General features: G+C 70.7%; 13 protein-coding genes and 1 pseudogene. 5 read left to right on the top strand and 9 right to left on the bottom strand.

Annotated elements, in window-relative coordinates; all coding sequences use genetic code 11:
- Window positions 1-7: 7 nt before the first annotated feature.
- The 3 genes and pseudogenes from ACFCZF_RS14100 to ACFCZF_RS14090 all read right to left on the bottom strand — a co-directional run.
- Window positions 8-694, bottom strand: a pseudogene (locus ACFCZF_RS14100) (NADPH-dependent F420 reductase); the annotation flags it as partial.
- Between the two features lie 122 nt (window positions 695-816).
- Complete coding sequence (locus tag ACFCZF_RS14095; RefSeq protein WP_376671883.1) at window positions 817-1,029, bottom strand: EF-hand domain-containing protein; 213 nt, start codon at window positions 1,027-1,029, stop codon at window positions 817-819.
- 55 nt (window positions 1,030-1,084) lie between these two features.
- Window positions 1,085-1,999, bottom strand: coding sequence for a MerR family transcriptional regulator (locus ACFCZF_RS14090; RefSeq protein ID WP_376671862.1), 915 nt, complete (start codon window positions 1,997-1,999; stop codon window positions 1,085-1,087).
- Between the two features lie 48 nt (window positions 2,000-2,047).
- Here ACFCZF_RS14090 and ACFCZF_RS14085 point away from each other — a divergent pair, with 48 nt between their 5' ends.
- The gene (locus tag ACFCZF_RS14085; protein WP_376671861.1) at window positions 2,048-2,686 is read left to right on the top strand and encodes a GNAT family N-acetyltransferase; all 639 of its coding nucleotides are present in this window, start codon (window positions 2,048-2,050) and stop codon (window positions 2,684-2,686) included.
- A gap of 43 nt (window positions 2,687-2,729) precedes the next feature.
- Here ACFCZF_RS14085 and ACFCZF_RS14080 read toward each other — a convergent pair whose 3' ends face one another.
- From ACFCZF_RS14080 to ACFCZF_RS14060, 5 genes are all read right to left on the bottom strand, one after another.
- Window positions 2,730-3,341, bottom strand: a complete 612-nt coding sequence (locus ACFCZF_RS14080; protein ID WP_376671860.1) for an ADP-ribosyltransferase — start codon at window positions 3,339-3,341, stop codon at window positions 2,730-2,732.
- Between the two features lie 97 nt (window positions 3,342-3,438).
- Window positions 3,439-3,942: an ATP-binding protein gene (locus tag ACFCZF_RS14075; protein ID WP_376671859.1), complete on the bottom strand. Its 504-nt coding sequence runs from the start codon at window positions 3,940-3,942 to the stop codon at window positions 3,439-3,441.
- A 274-nt stretch (window positions 3,943-4,216) separates the two neighbouring features.
- A complete protein-coding gene (locus tag ACFCZF_RS14070; RefSeq protein WP_376671858.1) occupies window positions 4,217-4,984 on the bottom strand; it encodes an enoyl-CoA hydratase/isomerase family protein in 768 nt (255 codons plus the stop codon).
- A 98-nt stretch (window positions 4,985-5,082) separates the two neighbouring features.
- Window positions 5,083-6,348: an Ig-like domain-containing protein gene (locus ACFCZF_RS14065; RefSeq protein WP_376671857.1), complete on the bottom strand. Its 1,266-nt coding sequence runs from the start codon at window positions 6,346-6,348 to the stop codon at window positions 5,083-5,085.
- 152 nt (window positions 6,349-6,500) lie between these two features.
- The gene (locus ACFCZF_RS14060) at window positions 6,501-7,742 is read right to left on the bottom strand and encodes an Ig-like domain-containing protein (protein ID WP_376671856.1); all 1,242 of its coding nucleotides are present in this window, start codon (window positions 7,740-7,742) and stop codon (window positions 6,501-6,503) included.
- A gap of 170 nt (window positions 7,743-7,912) precedes the next feature.
- Here ACFCZF_RS14060 and glgX point away from each other — a divergent pair, with 170 nt between their 5' ends.
- The 3 genes from glgX to ACFCZF_RS14045 all read left to right on the top strand — a co-directional run bounded on the left by glgX (window position 7,913) and on the right by ACFCZF_RS14045 (window position 14,011).
- Window positions 7,913-10,180 carry a glycogen debranching protein GlgX gene (gene glgX, locus ACFCZF_RS14055; protein ID WP_376671855.1) on the top strand — a complete coding sequence of 756 codons (2,268 nt, stop codon included), beginning with the start codon at window positions 7,913-7,915 and terminating at the stop codon, window positions 10,178-10,180.
- A gap of 121 nt (window positions 10,181-10,301) precedes the next feature.
- Window positions 10,302-12,134, top strand: a complete 1,833-nt coding sequence (locus tag ACFCZF_RS14050; RefSeq protein WP_376671854.1) for an ABC transporter ATP-binding protein — start codon at window positions 10,302-10,304, stop codon at window positions 12,132-12,134.
- The gene (locus ACFCZF_RS14045) at window positions 12,131-14,011 is read left to right on the top strand and encodes an ABC transporter ATP-binding protein (protein ID WP_376671853.1); all 1,881 of its coding nucleotides are present in this window, start codon (window positions 12,131-12,133) and stop codon (window positions 14,009-14,011) included. Before ACFCZF_RS14050 ends, ACFCZF_RS14045 begins: the two co-directional genes overlap by 4 nt.
- Window positions 14,012-14,051: 40 nt before the next feature.
- Here the strand turns inward: ACFCZF_RS14045 and ACFCZF_RS14040 are convergent, their stop codons facing one another.
- Window positions 14,052-16,019 carry a BTAD domain-containing putative transcriptional regulator gene (locus tag ACFCZF_RS14040; RefSeq protein ID WP_376671852.1) on the bottom strand — a complete coding sequence of 656 codons (1,968 nt, stop codon included), beginning with the start codon at window positions 16,017-16,019 and terminating at the stop codon, window positions 14,052-14,054.
- An 820-nt stretch (window positions 16,020-16,839) separates the two neighbouring features.
- Between ACFCZF_RS14040 and ACFCZF_RS14035 the strand changes: the two genes are divergently transcribed.
- Window positions 16,840-18,300, top strand: a complete 1,461-nt coding sequence (locus ACFCZF_RS14035; protein WP_376671882.1) for an NDP-hexose 2,3-dehydratase family protein — start codon at window positions 16,840-16,842, stop codon at window positions 18,298-18,300.
- Window positions 18,301-18,440 lie beyond the last annotated feature (140 nt).

Below are 18,440 nucleotides of genomic sequence, written 5' to 3'. Positions count from 1 at the left end.
ACCTGCCCTAGCCCTTGAACCCCGCCGGACGCTCCGGCGTGGCCTCCGTCAGTGCCTTGGTGACGTCCTCGACGCCCGCGCGCAGGCCGTAGACCGGGGTGTCGGGCTGCTGGCGCCAGGAGTCGTCGATGCCGCCGGTGTCGACGGTGTCGAAGCCGAGTTCGTCGATCAGGGACCTGACCTTGGCCTTGGCCGCCTCGTCGTCGCCGGCGATCGGGAGGGCCATGCGGTCCGGGGCGCCGGCCGGGCGCGGGCGCTCCAGGATGTCCTGGGCGTAGGTGCCGTTGAAGGCCTTGACCACCTGGTGGCCGAGGTGGCGTTCGATCCAGCGGCTCTCGGTGAGGCCCTCGTCCTCGATGGCGGCGATCCGCCCGTCGCGCTCCCGCGGGTAGTAGTTGTTCGTGTCGATGACCGCCACGTCGTCGGCCGCCCCGTCGAGGACGCCGGACGGCAGGTCGGGGACCGCCTTCAGCGGGACGGTGACGACCACGATCCCGGCGCCGCGCGCCGCCTCCTCGACCGGCACCGGGGTGGCGCCGGTCTCCTCGGCCAGTGCGGTGAGCGTGTGCGGGCCGCGGGAGTTCGCGACCGAGACGTCGTGCCCGAGGGCGGTCAGCCGCCGGGTGAGGTTGCCGCCGATGTTGCCCGCGCCGATGATGCCGATCTTCATGATGCTGACTCGCCCGGCCTTTCGGAGGTCGTGTCGTGCGGAGCCGGCGGCTCGCGCCTGATCAGCTCCAACCTCCGGCCGTGACGGGCTATTCCACGTGGAGGCGCCCTCCGGGAGTGACGGGACGGGCGCCTCTCACGGCGTCGTCACTTGTTGAGGTGCGCCCAGAACTCGTCGAACGACAGCAGCTTGTCCCTGTCGAGGTCACGGCCGGCGATGATCGCCTCGGCCACCGACTCGGTGACGTTCCAGTCGCCGCCCTGGGCCAGCGCGGTCTTGAACTCGGCGGCGGTAATGAACCCGTCCCCGTCCGTGTCGATCCGCTCGAACTGCTTGCGTGCTTCCTCGATGTCCGCCACCGATCCGCCCCTCATCTCGTGCATGGGTCATTCCGACCTTCTGACGCAGGTCAGATTAGCTGCCCGTGCGGGCACCCAGTGCGGCGACCACCCACCCGAACTGCTCCTCGTAGGCGGACGGGGGCTCCACGCCGTTCACGATCGCGGAGAGCTCCCGATAGCGGACGAGGCGGACGTTCGTCACCGCCGTGAGGCGCTCCCGTACGACGGCCGGGTCGGCGTCGCCGATCAGCGCGCGCAGGATGTCGGCGGCCCGCGGCGAGTCCGGCGCGACGCCCTCCTTCAGCGCGTCGCCCGCGACCTGCACCAGGCGGCTCACGAACCACATGGAGGAGCCGGCGGGTACGTCCGGTCCCCGGTCGGCCGCGTTGAACTCGATCATCCGGCGCATCGTCGCCCGGAACTCCGGGTCCTGGATCAGCTCGGCCAGCTCCACCCAGGCGTCCACCTGCTCGGGGGTGGGATCGTCCGGCAGGTCGGCCGCGGCGAAGCGCAGGCGGGTGCGGATGTCGGGATCGGCGGTGTCGACGCCCGCGAAGACCTCCGTCATGAAGTCCTCGATGATGCGCCGTCGTTCGGCGGCGGACAGTCGCGCCAGTTTGTTCATCAGGGTCGTCTCCTCTGCGGTCGAGCCGCGTCGTGCCACGGTCGACAGCACCGCACGGGTCACCCTGAGCGCCCGGATCTGTGCGTCCAGGGCGCTCACGTGCGCCGCCGCGACCTGCGCGACCGTCGTCTCGCCGGCCAGGACGCGGCGTACGGCGTCCAGGCCGAGGCCGAGTTCGCGCAGGGTGCGGATCAGCTCCAGGCGGGCGACGGAGGCGGCGTCGTAGAGCCGGTAGCCGCCCGCGGAGCGGGTCACCGGGGGCAGGGCGCCCTCGTCGGACCAGTAGCGGATGGTGCGCACCGTGAGTCCGGTGGTCCGCGCCAGTTCGCCGATGGTCATGAGTCCGGTGCCGTCGTCGATCATGTGTGTGAGTCTGGGCCTTCCAGTGGGTGGAGACTCAAGGAGCGCGGTGTGGCGGAGAGCCTGCGGGACATTCTGGACGCGGCGGCGCGGGGCGTCTTCCCGGCGCCGGACGGCGATACGACCGTCGTCCCGCAGCACGGTCCCCGGGACGCGGGGGTGATCGCGTTCACGGCGCACTCGGTCGTCTTCACGGACGAGGACCCGCGGTGGGTGCGCAAGACGCTGGACGGGCTCGGCTGCGACCCCCTCGCCGCCACGATGAACACGCGGTTCCTGACCGCCTTCATGGAGCGCACGGGACGGACCACCGACACGATCGACGTGCTGCTGACCGGTGCTCCGCTCCAGGGCCGGCCGGAGCTCGCGCTCACGGAGGTCGCCGACCCCGGGCATCCCCGGGTGGTCTCGGCCCGTCGGCGGCGCGATGACGTGCGGGTGTGGGCGGCGGACGGCGGCGTGCTCGTGCTGGGCCGCGGGGTCGCCGGGCGGCTGGAGGCCGCGGAGGAGGTGGCGGAGGGGGTACGGCACCGGGGGCTGGGGCGGCGCCTGGTGACGGCGGCGCGGCAGCTGGCCGGGGGCGAGCCGGTGTGGGCCCAGGTGTCGGCGGGGAACGCCCGCAGTCTGCGGGCGTTCCAGGCGGCGGGTTACCGGGCGGTGGGGTCGGAGTCGCTGTTCCTCCGGCCCTGAGTTCCTCGGGCCGTGAGTCAGGGCCTGCCCCGGGCCGGGGCCGTCAGTGCCAGGGCTTGTAGTGCGGGTTGCTCTCGCACTCGCTCATGATCTCGGTCTTGGTCTGCCGGTCGACCGGGCAGACGCCGATGACGTACTGCCGCTGGATGCCGCCGGGGAAGGCGACCTCGACCTGGTCGGCCCACTTGTGGGTGTCGCCGATGGTCTTGTTGACGTCGATGCCGCCGGGGGCGTCGATGTAGTAGTTGTATCCGGACTTGTACCAGGTCTTGTAGAGGTCGTGGTCGTAGGTCGTCGAGACGTACGGCGAGGGCTGGTTGACCAGTACGTACTTCTCGATGTCGTACTGGCCGGTCTTGACGTCCTTGGCGTGGAAGCCCTCTTCGAAGACGACCTGGGGGCCCCGGCTGTCGCTGCGGTAGAGGGTGCCGCACGTGGTGCGCCAGACCGGCTCGGGCGTGATGCGGTCGACGTCGACGTCAGGGTCGGCGGCTGCCTTGACCTTGTCGTCGAACTGGGGGCAGGCGGGGGCGGCCTTGGCCGGAGCCGTCGTCGGGGCCGCCGCTCCGGGGACGGTGGCGGCCGAGGTGACGAGGACGGCGGAGAGGGACAGGACGGCGGCAGCGGCCCGGCGCCGCAGACGAGTGGTGATCATGCGGGTACGATCCCGGCTCCGCGGCGCCGGGCCGCGGATCTTCACCCGTAGGTGGCGTGTCCGCCGAACAGGGTTGCTTTCAGGGGCAGATGGGGACTCAGCGGTCCACGACCCGCATCTCGAACCAGGTCGTCTTGCCGCGTGGCAGCAGATCGACGCCCCACCGGTCGGACAGCTTGTCGACGAGGAAGAGGCCGCGCCCGCTGATGTCCGTCTCCTGCACCGGCATCAGACACGGCAGTCCCCGGGAGGGGTCGCGGACCTCGACGCGGATCCAGCCGGGGCGGCGGCGCATGTGGAGGCCGAAGATACGGGCACCGGTGTGGCGTACGGCGTTGCCCACCAGCTCGGAGACGAGCAGGACGGTGTCCTCCGTGACCTTTGGGCCGAGTTTCCACTGGCGCAGGGCCACGACCTGGGCCAGCCGGCGGGCGGTGGCGGCGGACTCGGGGCGGGACGGTAACGGAACCTCGCGCTCCGTCGGGTTTCCGAACAACTCCAGCACCTTGAGCGCGCGTTCGTCCTCGACCGCCGGCGACCAGCGCGCCGCGGTCGCCCGTCCGGCTCCCCGCGGCTGTTCCGTACCCTCCAGCCCCGCCATGCCCCCATCATGGCCGTCCCCGGGAGGCTCCGTGGCCGTTCCCGGGGAATACGCCCGTGCGGAGCCCTGGCTCGACAGGGGTCGATCGGCATATGCCGCGGGCAGTTCGGAGCCGGAAACAGCCCCACTGACCTGCGCGGACGACTCGGCCGGAGACAAGCGGCGGACTCCCTCGACAAGACGCGCTTAATGGTGCGTTAAGGCTGCCATAAACCGCCCCATCGAGGGACCCGGAATCAGACACCGCGTCAACTGCGCGCGCTCCCGACCGCCTTCAGAGGAACTTCGCCTTCCCGGGGCCCTCCTCTACGAAGCTGCGCATCCCGCGTTCGCGGTCCTCGGTGGCGAACAGACCCGCGAACCAGTTCCGTTCGACGGCGAGGCCGGTCTCGATGTCCGTCTCCAGACCCGTGTCGATCGCCTCCTTCGCCGCGCGCAGCGCGATGGCGGGGCCCTTCGCGAGCCGCGCCGCCCAGGCGTGCGCCTGCTCGTACACCTCGGCGGCCGGCACCACGCGGTCCACGAGGCCGATCGCGAGCGCCTCGTCGGCCTTCACCTGGCGGCCGGTGAAAATGAGGTCCTTGGCCTTGGAGGGGCCGACCAGCCGGGACAGCCGCTGAGTGCCGCCCGCGCCGGGGATCAGGCCGAGCAGGATCTCGGGCTGGCCGAGCTTGGCGTTCTCCCCGGCGATGCGGAAGTCGGCGCAGAGCGCGAGTTCGCAGCCGCCGCCGAGGGCGTATCCGGTGACCGCCGCGACCACGGGCTTGGGGATGCGGGCCACCGCCGTGAAGGAGTCCTGCAGGGCGCGGGCGCGCACGATCATCGCCGCGTGGTCCATCACCTGCATCTCCTTGATGTCCGCGCCCGCCGCGAACACCTTCTCGCCGCCGTAGATGACCACGGCGCGCACGTCGTCGCGGCGCGTGGCCTCCTCGGCGAGTTCCTTGAGCCGGTCCTGGGTGGCGATGTCCAGCGCGTTCATGGGCGGGCGGTCCAGGCGCAGCGTGCCAATGCCTTCGGCGACTTCCAGATGTACGGTCATGCCCAGCAGGTTAACGACTATTAACGGCATCGGCCCCGGTGCCGTACCTCACATCGAGGACGGACACCGGGGCCGTAGCCGGACTCTCACCGGAGGGCTCAGGCCTTCCACTTCTCCCAGGACATGTTCCAGCCGTTCAGGCCGTTGTCCGGGGCGATGGTCGCGTCGTTGGAGTTCTTCACCACGACCACGTCGCCGATGAGCGAGTTCTCGAAGAACCAGGCGCCCGGCGCCTTCTCGTCCCAGCCGCCGCGCACGTCGCGCAGACCTATGCAGCCGTGGCTGGAGTTGCGGTTGCCGAAGGCGTCGCCGCCCCAGTAGTTGCCGTGGATGAAGGTGCCGGACGTGGACAGGCGCATGGCGTGCGGGACGTCCTTGATGTCGTACTCGCCGCCGTAGCCGACCGTCTCGCCGTTCATCCGGGTCACCGGGAGCCGCTCGGTGATGACCATCTGGCCGTTCCAGGTCTCGTAGCCGGGAGCGCCGGTGGTGATGGGGATGGTCTTGACGGTCTTGCCGTCCCGCACCACCTTCATCGTGAGCTTCTTGGCGTCGACGACGGAGACCTGGCTGCGGCCGACGGTGAAGGAGACGGTCTTGGCCTGCTCGCCGTAGACCCCGTCGCGGCCCTCGACGCCGTCGAGGTTGAGGTCGACGGTGACCTTGGTGCCGGCCTTCCAGTACTTCTCCGGGCGGAAGTCGAGGCGGTCGTTGCCGAACCAGTGGCCCTCGACCTCGACGGCCGGCTCGGTCTTGACGCGGATGGCCTTCTCGACGTCCTCGGGGTTGGTGATGCCCCGGGTGAAGCGGAGCGAGAACGGCATGCCGACGCCGACCTTCGAGCCGTCCTCCGGCGTGAAGGTGCCGATGAAGGTGTTCTTCGGCGTCAGGGTGGTGAAGCGGGAGTCCTCGGCGGCCGTGCGGCCCTCGGAGTCCTTGGCGACCGCGTGCACGGTGTACGTGGTGGCGCCGGCCAGGTGGGTGGACGGCGTCCAGGTGGCGCCGTCCCCGGATATCTTCCCGTCGACCTTCGCGCCCTCGGCGTCCTTGACCAGGACCTCCGTGAGCTTGCCCTTCGTGGCGGCGACCTTGAGTTCGCCGCTGGTGTCGACGGCCTTGGCCCCGTTCTTCGGGGCGATGCTGACGACGGCCTCGGACTGCTTGCTCTGTGCCGCGGTGGAGTCCTTGGCGTTCTTGCCGCCGTCGCCCCCGGTGCCGGCTCCCGACCCTGACCCTCCCCCACCGCACGCGGTCAGCGTGAGCAGCACGCCCAGTGCCAGCGCCGGCAGCGTCCTGCCGCGTCCCTTGCCGCCCCGCCCCCGGCTGCCCACCGGCGACGCCCCCGATATCGGACGCACGTTCAACTTGTCTCCCCTCGCCGGGCCTGGTCCGGCCCGCGCCCCGGTGCGCCCGCGCGCACCGGCGCATCGTAACCGCAGGCCAGGGGCGTAGGGGACAGAGGAATTGTCACCGTTCCGTACCGAGTTGGCGGCCGGGCGCCGGAAGCACCCCGGCGTCACTTCACCGCACTGCCCGCTTTCCACTTCTTCCAGTTCATGTTCCAGCCACCGAGCCCGTTGTCGGGAGCGACCTTCTTGTCCTTGCTGTGGACCACCTCGACGACGTCGCCGATCAGACTGCGGTCGAAGAACCAGCCCGCCGGGGTGTCGGAACCGCCGCCCTTGACGTCGCGCAGACCCACGCAGCCGTGACTGACGTTGGCCCGGCCGAAGGTGTCCTCCGGTGCCCAGTAGTTGCCGTGCAGGAAGGTGCCGGAGCTGGTCAAACGGATGGCGTGCGGGACGTCGGGGATGTCGTACTCGCCGCCGAAGCCGACCGTGCGGCTGTTCATGCGGGTGACGTCGAGCATCTCGGTGATCACCATCTTGCCGTTGTAGGTGGGGGTCTTCGGCGCCCCCGCCGTGATCGGCACGGTGGTCAGCAGCGTGCCGTCCCGGCGCACCTGCATGGTCCGTTTGGCCGCGTCGACGAGGGAGACCTGGCTGCGGCCGACGGTGAAGGAGAACGTCTTGTGCTGGAGTCCGTACACCCCGGGCGCGCCTTCGACGTCCCGCAGGTGCAGGTCCACGGTGACCTTGGTGCCGGGCTTCCAGTAGTGCTCGGGGCGGAAGTCGAGGCGGTCCTTGCCGAACCAGTGGGGGCGGATCTCGGTGGCGGGCTTCGCGGTCACCGAGACGGCGCGTTCGACGGCGGCGCGGTCGGTGATCTCCCGGTTGAACTCCAGCGAAACGATCATGCCGGTGCCGACGACCGAGCGGTTCTCGGGAGCGACGTACCCGATGAAGCGCTCCTCGGGGACGTAGGTGGTGAAGGTGGTGTGCCGGGCCGAGCGGCGCCCCTGGCCGTCCAGGGCGACGGCGTCGACCGTGTACTTCGCGGCGAGCGCCAGCCGGTCGTCGTCGGGTTCCCAGCGCAGGCCGTCGTCGGAGATCCGGCCGGAGACCGGGGTCTCCTGCGCGTCCTGCGACTTGACGACCTTCACCGACTCCAGCCGGCCGTCGGGCACCCGCACCGACAGCTTCTTCTCCTGGGGCCGGACGGCCTTGCTGCCGTCGTCCGGGGTGATGCGGATGACGTCCTCGGCTGCGGGGGGTTTGCCGAACACCCCGCCGATGCCGCCGCCGACGCCACCGCCGTCCGAGGTGCATCCGGCGGCCCCGGCCAGCAGTCCTGCCCATGTCAGTACGGCGGCCAGAGCGGTCGCCGCGCGCCGTGCGCGCCCATGTACGTGCCTCACATCCACCCGTAACGACCGGTCCGCGCTGGGGAAACGTGAGTGCGAGCCATGCGGTGGGCAGAACAGTGGGGAAGGACGACGCGACGGGGAGCAGCGGTCGGGACACCGCGCGCCCTTTTCCCGTCTTCCCGTCTCTGGCAGTCGTTCCACGAGCCGCAGGAGGCTGACAGGTGTCCAGCGCAGCCGAGCAGGAGGCGGTGGCCGGGAAGCCGGCCGCCGAGGACGGGCACCCGGCCGGCGTGGTGAACGGCGCGCGGCGTGCCGCGTCGCCGCCCGCCGTGCCGGCCTGGCCGGGCACACCGGTGCCGCTGGGCGCCCGGTTCCGGACCGGGCCGGACCAGGTGGCGGGGACGAATTTCGCGCTGTGGGCGGGTGGGGCGGAGGCGGTGGAGCTGTGCCTGTTCGACGGGCCGGGCCCCGGTGCCAGGGAGCGCCGGGTGCGGCTGACCGAGCTGACGCACGAGATCTGGCACGGCTTCGTGCCGGGCGTGGGGCCCGGGCAGCGCTACGGCTTCCGGGTGCACGGCCGCTGGGACCCGTGGACCGGCGCCCGCTGGAATCCGGCGAAGCTGCTGCTCGACCCGTACGCGCGCGCGGTGGACGGCGACTTCTCCCTGCCGCCCGAGGTGTACGGGCACGTCCGCGACTGGCCCGAGCAGCATGTGGCGGACACCGTGCGCGACGGCCGCGACTCGGCGCCGTACGTCCCGAAGGGCGTCGTCGTCCACGACGGCGGCCCCGACGACGAATGGACGTACGACCGGCGGCCGAAGACGCCGTGGGCGGACTCGGTCATCTACGAGTTGCACGTGCGCGGCTTCACCAAGCTGCACCCCGGCATCCCCGAGGAGCTGCGCGGCACGTACGCCGGTCTGGCGCATCCGGCGGCGATCGAGCACCTGACGCGGCTGGGCGTGACGGCGGTGGAGCTGCTGCCGGTGCACCAGTTCGCGCACGAGAGCCACCTCCTCGACCGCGGCCTGAAGAACTACTGGGGCTACAACTCGATCGGCTACTTCGCCCCCCACGCGGCCTACGCGGCCTCCGGCACCATCGGTGAGCAGGTCGGCGAGTTCAAGCGGATGGTGCGCGCGCTGCACGAGGCGGGCATCGAGGTCATCCTCGACGTGGTCTACAACCACACGGCGGAGGCGGGCGAGCTGGGCCCGATGCTCTCCCTGAAGGGCATCGACAACCGCGGCTACTACCGCCTCCAGGCCGACGCCCGCCGGTACGCCGACTACACCGGCTGCGGCAACACCCTGCACGTCGTCCAGCCGCACGTCCTGCGCCTGATCACCGACTCGCTGCGCTACTGGGTGACGGAGATGGGCGTGGACGGCTTCCGCTTCGACCTGGCGGCGGCGCTGGCCCGCTCGATGCACGACGTCGACATGCTCTCCCCGTTCCTCGCGGTGATCGCGCAGGACCCGGTGCTGCGGCGGGTGAAGCTGATCGCCGAGCCGTGGGACGTCGGCTCGGGCGGCTACCAGGTGGGCGCGTTCCCGCCCCTGTGGACCGAGTGGAACGACCGCTACCGCAACGCCGTACGGGACTTCTGGCGGCACGCCCTCCCGGACGTCCGGGAGATGGGCTACCGCCTGTCGGGCTCCAGCGACCTGTACGCGTGGGGCGGGCGGCGGCCGTACGCCTCGGTCAACTTCGTCACCGCCCACGACGGCTTCACGCTCCGGGACGTGGTGAGTTACGAGCGCAAGCACAACGAGGCCAACGGCGAGGGCAACCGCGACGGCACCGACGACAACCGGTCCTGGAACTGCGGCGCGGAGGGAGAGACCGACGACGAGGACGTACGGGCGCTCAGGCGCCGCCAGCTCCGCAACCTGCTGACCACCCTCCTGCTGTCGACCGGCGTGCCGATGCTGGTCGCGGGCGACGAGCTGGGCCGCACCCAGCGCGGCGGCAACAACGCCTACTGCCAGGACAACGAGATCAGCTGGGTCGACTGGAGCCTGCTGGACGACCCTCAGTGGCGCCCCCTGTTCGAGCTGACCTCCCGGCTGATCGCGCTGCGCCACCAGCACCCGGTACTGCGCCGCCGGGCGTTCTTCTCCGGCCGGGCGCACTCCGCGGACGGCCTGCGCGACCTGGCCTGGTTCACCGCCCGGGGCACGGAGATGACGGAACGGGACTGGTATGCCCCCGCCGCCACGCTCGGCATGTACCTCTCCGGACGGGACATCCCGGGCCGCGACGAGCGCGGCGCCCCGATCGTCGACGACAGCTTCCTGGCCGTCCTGCACGCGGGCGACCGGCCGGTCTCCTTCGCGCTGCCGGGGCCGCCGTGGGCGGAGCGGTACGAGGTGGTCGTCGACACCAGCCGGGAACACCAGGCGGACGCACCGGGCGGGACGCATCCGGCGGGGGCGGAGATCACGGTGCCGGCTCCGGCGGTGCTGCTGCTGAAGGTGGGGTGAGCCCCGGACTACGGCGGCGGGCCGGTTCAGCCGGGGATGCCGCACGATGCCCCCGTACGACCCCCCGTGAGCTCGAAAACCCGGTGGGCAGTGTCAATGGTGAACCGTAGGCTCGCTGCTGATGCCCACTACACCCGACTCCGCCGAGGCCCCCACCGAGGACCGGTCCACCGTGCGCGCCCTGCTGCGGCTGTGGCCCTATGTCCGGCCCGTGCGGGCGCGGTTGGCGACCGCCGCGGGCGTGGCGATCGTCGCCTCCTGTGTGGGGCTGGTGATCCCGCTCGTCCTGAAGTGGATGGTGGACGGACCGGTCGCCGACCGGGACCCGGCGGGCGTGTGGCTCGGGGCGCTGTACCTGCTCCTCCTCGGGCTGGCGGAGGCGCTGCTGTTCGGGCTGCGGCGGTGGCTGGTGGCCCGGCCGCTGGCGGGGGTCGAGGCGGGGATGCGGGCGGATCTGTACCGGCATCTGCAACGGCTGCCGGTGGCCTTCCACGACCGGTGGGCCTCGGGGCAGCTGCTGTCGCGCGGGACGACGGATTTGATGCTGCTGCGCATGTTCCTCGCCTTCCCGCTGACGTTCCTGCTGGTCAACGGCGTGACGATCCTTGTCGGCGTGGGCATCATGCTGGTGCAGGACTGGACGCTGGGGCTGGTGATCCTCGGGCCCGCCATCCCCGTGATGATCACCTGTGCGGTCTTCGAGAAGAAGTACTCCGCGGTGGCGCGGCGCGCGCAGGACCAGGTCGGGGACCTGACGACCGTCGTCGAGGAGAGCGTCCTCGGCATCCGGATCATCAAGGGGTTCGGCCGGCACCGCAGCCAGGCACGGGCCTTCCACGAGCTGTCGCACACGCTGCGGGGGACCGAGCTGCGCAAGGCGCGGCTGCTGGCGGCCATCTGGGCGGTCATCGTGACGCTGCCGGAGGTGGCGATCGGGGCCGCGCTGGTGGTGGGCACGGTGCAGGTGGCGGACGGGTCGCTGTCGGCGGGGACGCTGGTGGCGTTCCTGTCCACGGCGCTGGCCCTGCGGTGGCCCGTCGAGTCGATCGGCTTCCTGCTGGCGATGAGTCAGGAGGCGGCGACGGCTACGGACCGGTACTTCGAGGTGATGGACGCGGAGGTTGAGGAAGCAGGGGGTTCGCACGGGCCCGCGGCACGACTGCCCGCAGCGGCGGCAGGCGGAGGTCTGCGGTTCGAGAACGTCCGGTTCCGTTACCCCGACGCACCCCACGACTCCCCACCCCTCCTCGACGACGTGGACCTGCACATCCGCCCCGGCGAGTCCATGGCCCTGGTCGGGGCCACCGGCAGTGGCAAGACGACGCTGACCGCGCTCGTCCCCCGCCTGCACGAGGTGACCTCCGGACGGATCACCCTGGACGGCGAGGACATCGCCGCCCTGCCCCGCGAGGAGCTGCGCTCCATGGTCGCCGTGGCCTTCGAGGAGCCCACGCTGTTCTCGGCGACCGTCGGCGAGAACGTGCTGATGGGAGCCAGTGACGCCGCCGGTGACGAGGAGCTGGGGCGGGCGCTCGCCGTCGCGCAGGCCGACTTCGCGCACGCCCTGCCCCAGGGCACCGGCACCCAGGTCGGCGAGCAGGGCCTCAGCCTGTCCGGCGGCCAGCGGCAGCGCCTCGCGCTCGCCCGGGCGGTGGTCGGCACACCGAGGTTCCTCGTCCTGGACGACCCGCTGTCCGCGCTGGACGTGCACACGGAGGCCGCCGTGGAGGCCGCACTGCGGCAGGTCCTCGCGGACACCACCGCCCTGATCGTGGCGCACCGCCCGTCCACGGTGCTGCTCGCCGACCGCGTGGCGCTGCTCTCCGGCGGCCGTATCTCCGCCGTCGGCACCCACCAGGAGCTGCTGCGCACGAGCGCCGAGTACGCCCATCTGATGTCCGGGCTCGACGGGCACGAGGATCCCGACGGATCCCGGAAAGGGGACCGCCGATGACCGCGCCCACGGCCACCGCGCCGGACAGGGAGCAACCGGAGGACGGGGACGGCAGGGGCCCGGCCGAGGCGGGGACCCGCGCGGCCGACGACCTGTTCGACCGGGACGTCCTGCCCAGTCCGCCGGGCGCGACCGCCGTCCTGCTGCGTTCCCTGCTGGCGCCCATGAAGGCCCGCGTCGCCCTCACCACCTTCCTTCTGCTGCTCCAGCAGGCGGCGGTGCAGGCGGGCCCGCTGCTGGTGGCGTACGCCATCGACCGTGCCGTGCCGGCGCTCCGGGACGACGACCACGGTCCGCTGCTCGCGGTGGGCGCCGGCTATCTGCTCTGCTCGCTGGCCGCGGGCGCGCTGCAGTACGCGTTCGTCGCCGCCGCGGCCCGCGTCAGCCAGGACGTGCTGCTGGACCTGCGGGGCCGGATCTTCCGGCACGCGCAGGCGCTGAGCGTCGACTTCCACGAGCGCTACACCTCGGGCCGGCTCATCTCCCGCTCGACCACGGACGTGGAGTCGCTGCGCGAACTGCTCGACGAGGGTCTGCAGGAGCTGGTGACGGTCGTCCTCTCCTTCGTCTACATCGCGGCGCTGCTGCTCTGGCTGGACCTCGGCCTGGGCGCGGTCGCGGTGGCGTCGTTCGTGCCGCTGTACGGGCTGGTGCGGGTGTACCAGCGGCGCGCGGGGCGGGTGTACCGGGAGCGGTCCACGGCGATCGCGGCGGTGATCGTGAAGTTCGTGGAGACGATGAACGGCATCCGGCCGGTGCGCGCCTTCCGCCGCGAGGACGCCAACGACGCCGACTTCGCCGAACTGAACCGGCGCCACGAGCGGACCAACGGCAACGCGCTGCTGGAGATGGCCCGCTATGTCGTCGGTTCGCGGCTGGTCGCCAACACGGCCGTCGCGGGGATCGTGCTGTGGGGCGCCTACCGTGTCGCGGACGGCACGCTGGCCCTCGGTGTGCTGGCGGCGGCGGTGCTGTACCTGCGGCGGCTGTACGACCCGATCGACCGGCTCGGCATGTTCCTGAACTCCTACCAGTCGGCGGCGGCCTCGCTGGAGAAGATCGCCGGACTGCTGGCCCAGACGCCGTCCGTGCCCGAGCCGACCGCGCCGAAGGAGCTGCCGCCCCTGGAGTCGGAGCACCCCGGCCGCGAGGTCGTCTTCGACGGGGTCCGCTTCGGCTACCGCACCGGCGGCGAGGTGCTGCCCCGCTTCGACCTGACGATCCCGGCCGGGCAGACGGTCGCCGTCGTGGGCTCGACCGGCGCGGGCAAGTCGACGCTGGCCAAGCTGCTCGCCCGGTTCTACGACCCCTCCGACGGCCGGGTCCTGCTGGACGGCACCGACCTGCGCGATCTCGCCGTACCCGAACTGCGGCGCGGGGTGGTGATGGTGACGCAGGAGGCGTTCCTGTTCTCCGGCACGGTCGCCGAGAACATCGCCATCGGCCGTCCGGAGGCGACCCGGGAGGAGATCGAGGGGGCCGCGAAGGCGATCGGCGCCCACGACTTCATCGCCGCGCTGCCCGACGGCTACGACACCGACGTCCGCAAGCGGGGCGGCCGCATCTCCGCCGGGCAACGGCAGCTCGTGGCGTTCGCGCGCGCGTTGCTCGCCGACCCGGCGGTGCTGATCCTGGACGAGGCGACCAGCTCGCTGGACATCCCCGGTGAGCGGGCGGTGCAGCGGGCGATGGCGACGGTCCTGAAGGGCCGTACGGCGGTCGTGATCGCGCACCGGCTCTCGACCGTGGAGATCGCCGACCGGGTGCTGGTGATGGAGCACGGCGGGATCGTGGAGGACGGCACGCCGGCCGAACTGATCGCCGGCACGGGCCGGTTCGCGGATCTGCACCGGGCCTGGCGGGACAGTCTGGCGTGAGGACGGGGCTTGCGGAACCGCGAAGCTCGCGGCGAGGCTCTCACCTTCCCGGAGGCGTGACACCCACCGGTTCCCCCACCGGCGCTCCTCCCCTCTCGTGCCACAGTTCGTCACGCGAGAGGGTGTCCAGCAGCCGCTCACGGGCATACACCCGGGTCAGTCCGGGCAACGCGTAGTGGGCCGAGTCATTCTCCCACCGCACGATGTCGATCAGGTGACTGTCGACGAAGCTCTGGAGCAGGCGCTCCACGGTACGGCTGTCGCTGCCGAGGAGTTCGACGACTGACTCCGCGGTGAACTGCTCCCGCGGGAGGATGCTCAGCAGCCGGAAGACGCTCCGCTCCACACGGCCGAGCCCCTCATAGCTGAAGTCGTACCGGGACCGTACGTCGAGTTCTCCCAGGCGCAGCTCGTCCAGCAGCTTCTCGGAACAGGCCAGTTGCTGGACCAGGCTCGACAGGGTGAGTCCCGGGCTGCCGCTGAGGCGGCCCCCGAGGCATCGCACTGCCAGGGGGAGACCACCGACGGTCGCGACCAGTTGACGGGCGGCGTGAATCTCCCGCTCGACCCGGGCGGTTCCTATGATGCGGGAGAGCAATTCGCTGCCCTCCGTGCTGTCCATGGCGTCGAGGTTGATGTTCCAGGCACCGCCCAGACCGTGCAAGCGCCTGCGGCTGGTGATGACGACGGCGCAGTGCGGATCGCCGGGGAGCAGCGGGCGCACGTCGGCCAGCGACGACGCGTCGTCCAGCAGTATCAGCAGCCGCCGGCCGACCGTGGTGGATCGGAACAGCTTCGATCGTTCCTCCAGGTCGGTGGGGATCTCGGATTCCGCGATCCCCAGAACGCGCAGGAATCCATGGAGCACTTCCGCGGGGTCCCGGCCCGTACCCATGGAAGCGCACAGATCCGCGTAGAGCTGTCCGTCCTCGAAGAGCGGTCGGACGGTGTGGGACATGTGGACCGCGAGCGCGGTCTTCCCCACTCCGGGCATACCGCTGATGACCGCGACGGCGGTCGCGGTGCGGGGGTGGGCGCTCTGCTCGTTCCGGGCCATGACGGTGAGGGCCTGCTGGACGAACGACTCGCGTCCGGTGAAGTCGGTGAGGTCGGCGGGGAGTTGTGCGGGGACGGGGGCGTGCGGGGCGGCGGGGCGGGGCACCGGGGCCGCGGCGGTCCCCGCGGTCGCGGCCGTCTCCTCGGTCACGGAACGTGCGGCGGCGCTCCGGTGGGGCTCGATCAGGACGGGCCGTCGGCGTTGCTCGTACGGTGCCCCGACGGTGGCCTCCGACAGCAGTGCCTGGTGGAGGGTCCGGAGCTCCTGCCCCGGCTCGAGACCGAGGTTGTCGATCATGCTGCGCCGCAGCACCTGGTAGACCTCCAGCGCCTCGTGTCGCCGGCCGGAGCGGTGGAGCGCGATCATCAGCGAGGCGTGCACGTTCTCGTGCAGGGGGCGGCTGAGCACGAGCGACTTCAGCTCGCTGATCAGTTCCTGATGGCGCCCCAGCTGGAGATCGGCCTCGATCCGCAGGTCGAGGGTGCGTTCCCGGAGCTCTTCCAGCCGCGTCACGTAGGAGGACAGCAGGCCACCGGGCACGACATCGACCAGCGCGGAGCCCCGCCAGAGCGCCAGGGACCGCTGGAGCACCTCGGCCGCTCCCGCAGGGTCCCCGTTCCGCAGCAACAACTTGCCTTCTTCGGCTTCCACTTCGAATCGGTGGAGGTCGGTACAGACGTCGGGGATGGCCAGCGTGTATCCCCCGGGCCGAGTGAAGAGGATTTCCTCCGAATTACGCGCCGTCAGGATTTTGCGGAGCTTGTAGATGTACGTCTGGAGTGTCGTCATCGCACTCGTGGGAGGGGCGCTCTCCCACAGCTCATCAATGAGTTCCGACGTCTGTACCAGGGTATTTCTCCGCATCAGCAGAAGGGCAATTACCTGACGCGGCTTGGGTGCGGTGGGTACAACATTGTGCTGACCATCGAGTATTTCTAATGGCCCAAGCATACGGAAGTCCATTTCATGTCCCCCGTCAATGACGTAGCGCCTTTGCAAGAGTTTGCCTCTCCCTTTAGTCTAGATTAACCCTTCCACTTCGACAGGACAAGGTTCACTCATCCTCGTCCGATGTACATTTCACGCCATGTTCCGCGGCCCCTGGTCAGGGGGTCACACGTTGGAGACGGTCGCCGCCCCTGGATAATCGTGCAAGGCGTAGAGCTACGATTTTGAATCAACCACTCACGGAAATCTTCCGCTGATGTTCAGCGCGACCGGAGCTCGTAGCCGGGCACGGACACAGGCGGTGTCGGGCGACGTGCGGGCGGATGTGACTTCGCGGGCGCACGTCTCGGCCGGGCGGCGCCCGACGCCGCCGCGGAGCCGGCTGGTGAGGGTGAGCGGTTCGACGTGGCGGAAAGTGCACTCTCCGGGCGGTCACCCCGGGCGGACCAACTGTGCCGTCCCATCGCTTCACGCTCCGCTGTCGTATGACGGCGACTGCGCCCGACGGGACACCATCGCATGGGGGTCGTCATGCACGTACCATCCGAGCTCGTCCTCGAGGAATGGTCGAACCCGTCTCCAGACTCCATCTGGACGCATGCATTCCGCCTAGCGGGCCTCAGGGCCGCTCCAGCGCGTGCGATTCAGGAAAATTCGAGGTCGTTGCTGCCTGCCCGCACTGTACTGGGGCCGTGCGCGCGGTCGACGGCCCGCCTCCACCGGAACGCACGAGGTCACCGGCGCGTCCGCCCTTCTCGACACCGCTGACGCGGAAGACCGCTGAGTACCCGGCACGGTTTTGTCCTTCCGGCGCAAAGGAACTCTGGTGAATCGATTTGCCCCGTCACCCCCGTCACCACCCGATTCCCGGCGACTTACGGACCGGCTCCTGAGGTCTGCCCTCACCGAGGAAAGCAGGGTCCATCAGCCGGACTCGTTCACCTCGTGGTTCGCCGCCGCCCGCGAGCGATCCGGTCTCCGCGTCGACCGTGTGGAGCTCGACGGCCTGCGGGACTGGGGACGGGACCCGCGCACGGGAGCGCTGCGGCATCGCAGCGGCGGCTTCTTCTCCGTCGACGGACTGGACGTCCGCTTTCCCTCCGGTCCGGTGCCCCACTGGCAGCAGCCGATCATCCATCAACCCGAGGTCGGTGTTCTCGGTCTGCTGGCCAAGGAGTTCGGCGGGGTGCTGCACTTCCTCATGCAGGCCAAGGTCGAACCGGGGAACAGGAACCATCTGCAGCTCTCCCCCACTGTGCAGGCCACGCGCAGCAACTACCTGCGGCTGCACAAAGGGCGCGCGGTCCCCTATCTGAAATACTTCCAGGAGAGGGCCCGGCACAAGGTCATTGCCGATGTGCTCCAGTCGGAACAAGGCGCCTGGTTCTTCCGCAAGCGCAACCGGAACACCGTCCTCGAAGTCACCGACGAGATCGTCGTCGAGGAGGGCTTCCGCTGGATGACGCTCGGTCAGATCCACCGTCTGCTGGCGGTCGAGGACATCGTCAACATGGACACCCGCACGGCGCTGTCCTGCCTCCCTCTGGCCGGCGGCACTCTCGAAGGTGCCCTGAACACCAGCGACGGCTTCCGGGACGCCCTCGTCCGCTCGTGCGCCGGGGATTCGGGCACTGCGCACAGCATGACCGAGCTCCTGAGCTGGATCACCGAGCACCGCGCCCAGGGCGCCCTCACCACCCGCCCAGTGCCACTGGGAGAAATGAGCGGGTGGGACAGTTCGCCGGAGCGGATCTCCCACGCCAGCGGCCGTTTCTTCTCGGTGATCGGGGTGGAGGTCTCGGCCGGCACGCGCGAGGTCGCCGGTTGGTCCCAGCCCATGATCGAGCCGCACGGGACCGGTCTGATCGCCGTCCTGGTGAAGGAGATCGACGGCGCGCTCCACGTCCTGATGCGAGCCGGCGTCGAGCCCGGTTACGTGGACGGAGTCGAGCTCTCCCCCACCGTCCAGTGCGTCCCGGAGAGCTACGAGGTGCTGCCCGGCCCGGCCCGGCCCCGCTTCCTGGACCATGTGCTGTCGGCCCGGCCGGAACGGATCAGGTTCACCAGCCTGTTGTCCGAAGAGGGCGGTCGTTTCCACCACGCCCTCAACCGCTACCTCGTCGTCGAGGCCGACGGCGAGGCCGGCCTCCTGGAGGAACCGGAGTACCGCTGGGTGACGCTGCACCAGCTCAGCACCCTGCTCCGACACAGCCACTACCTCAACGTCCAGGCCCGCAGCCTGGTCACCTGTCTGCACAGCCTGCTGGCCCCGCGGCCCGGATGAGCCCGTGGGGCGGCCGGCTTCAGACGAGTGGTGGGGGGTCCCCCGGCCCCCCATTGGCCACCCCCCCCCCCCCTTGCCCCCCGAGGGCTGGGGGGACCCCAGGGGGTCGGAGGACCACCAGGGGTCAGACCGAACCCAAA

The sequence above is a fragment of the Streptomyces sp. NPDC056296 genome, from assembly GCF_042268605.1.
GTDB lineage: Bacteria > Actinomycetota > Actinomycetes > Streptomycetales > Streptomycetaceae > Streptomyces.
Note: the sequence above shows the minus strand (reverse complement) of the source record. Positions and strands in the feature narration are given on the sequence as shown.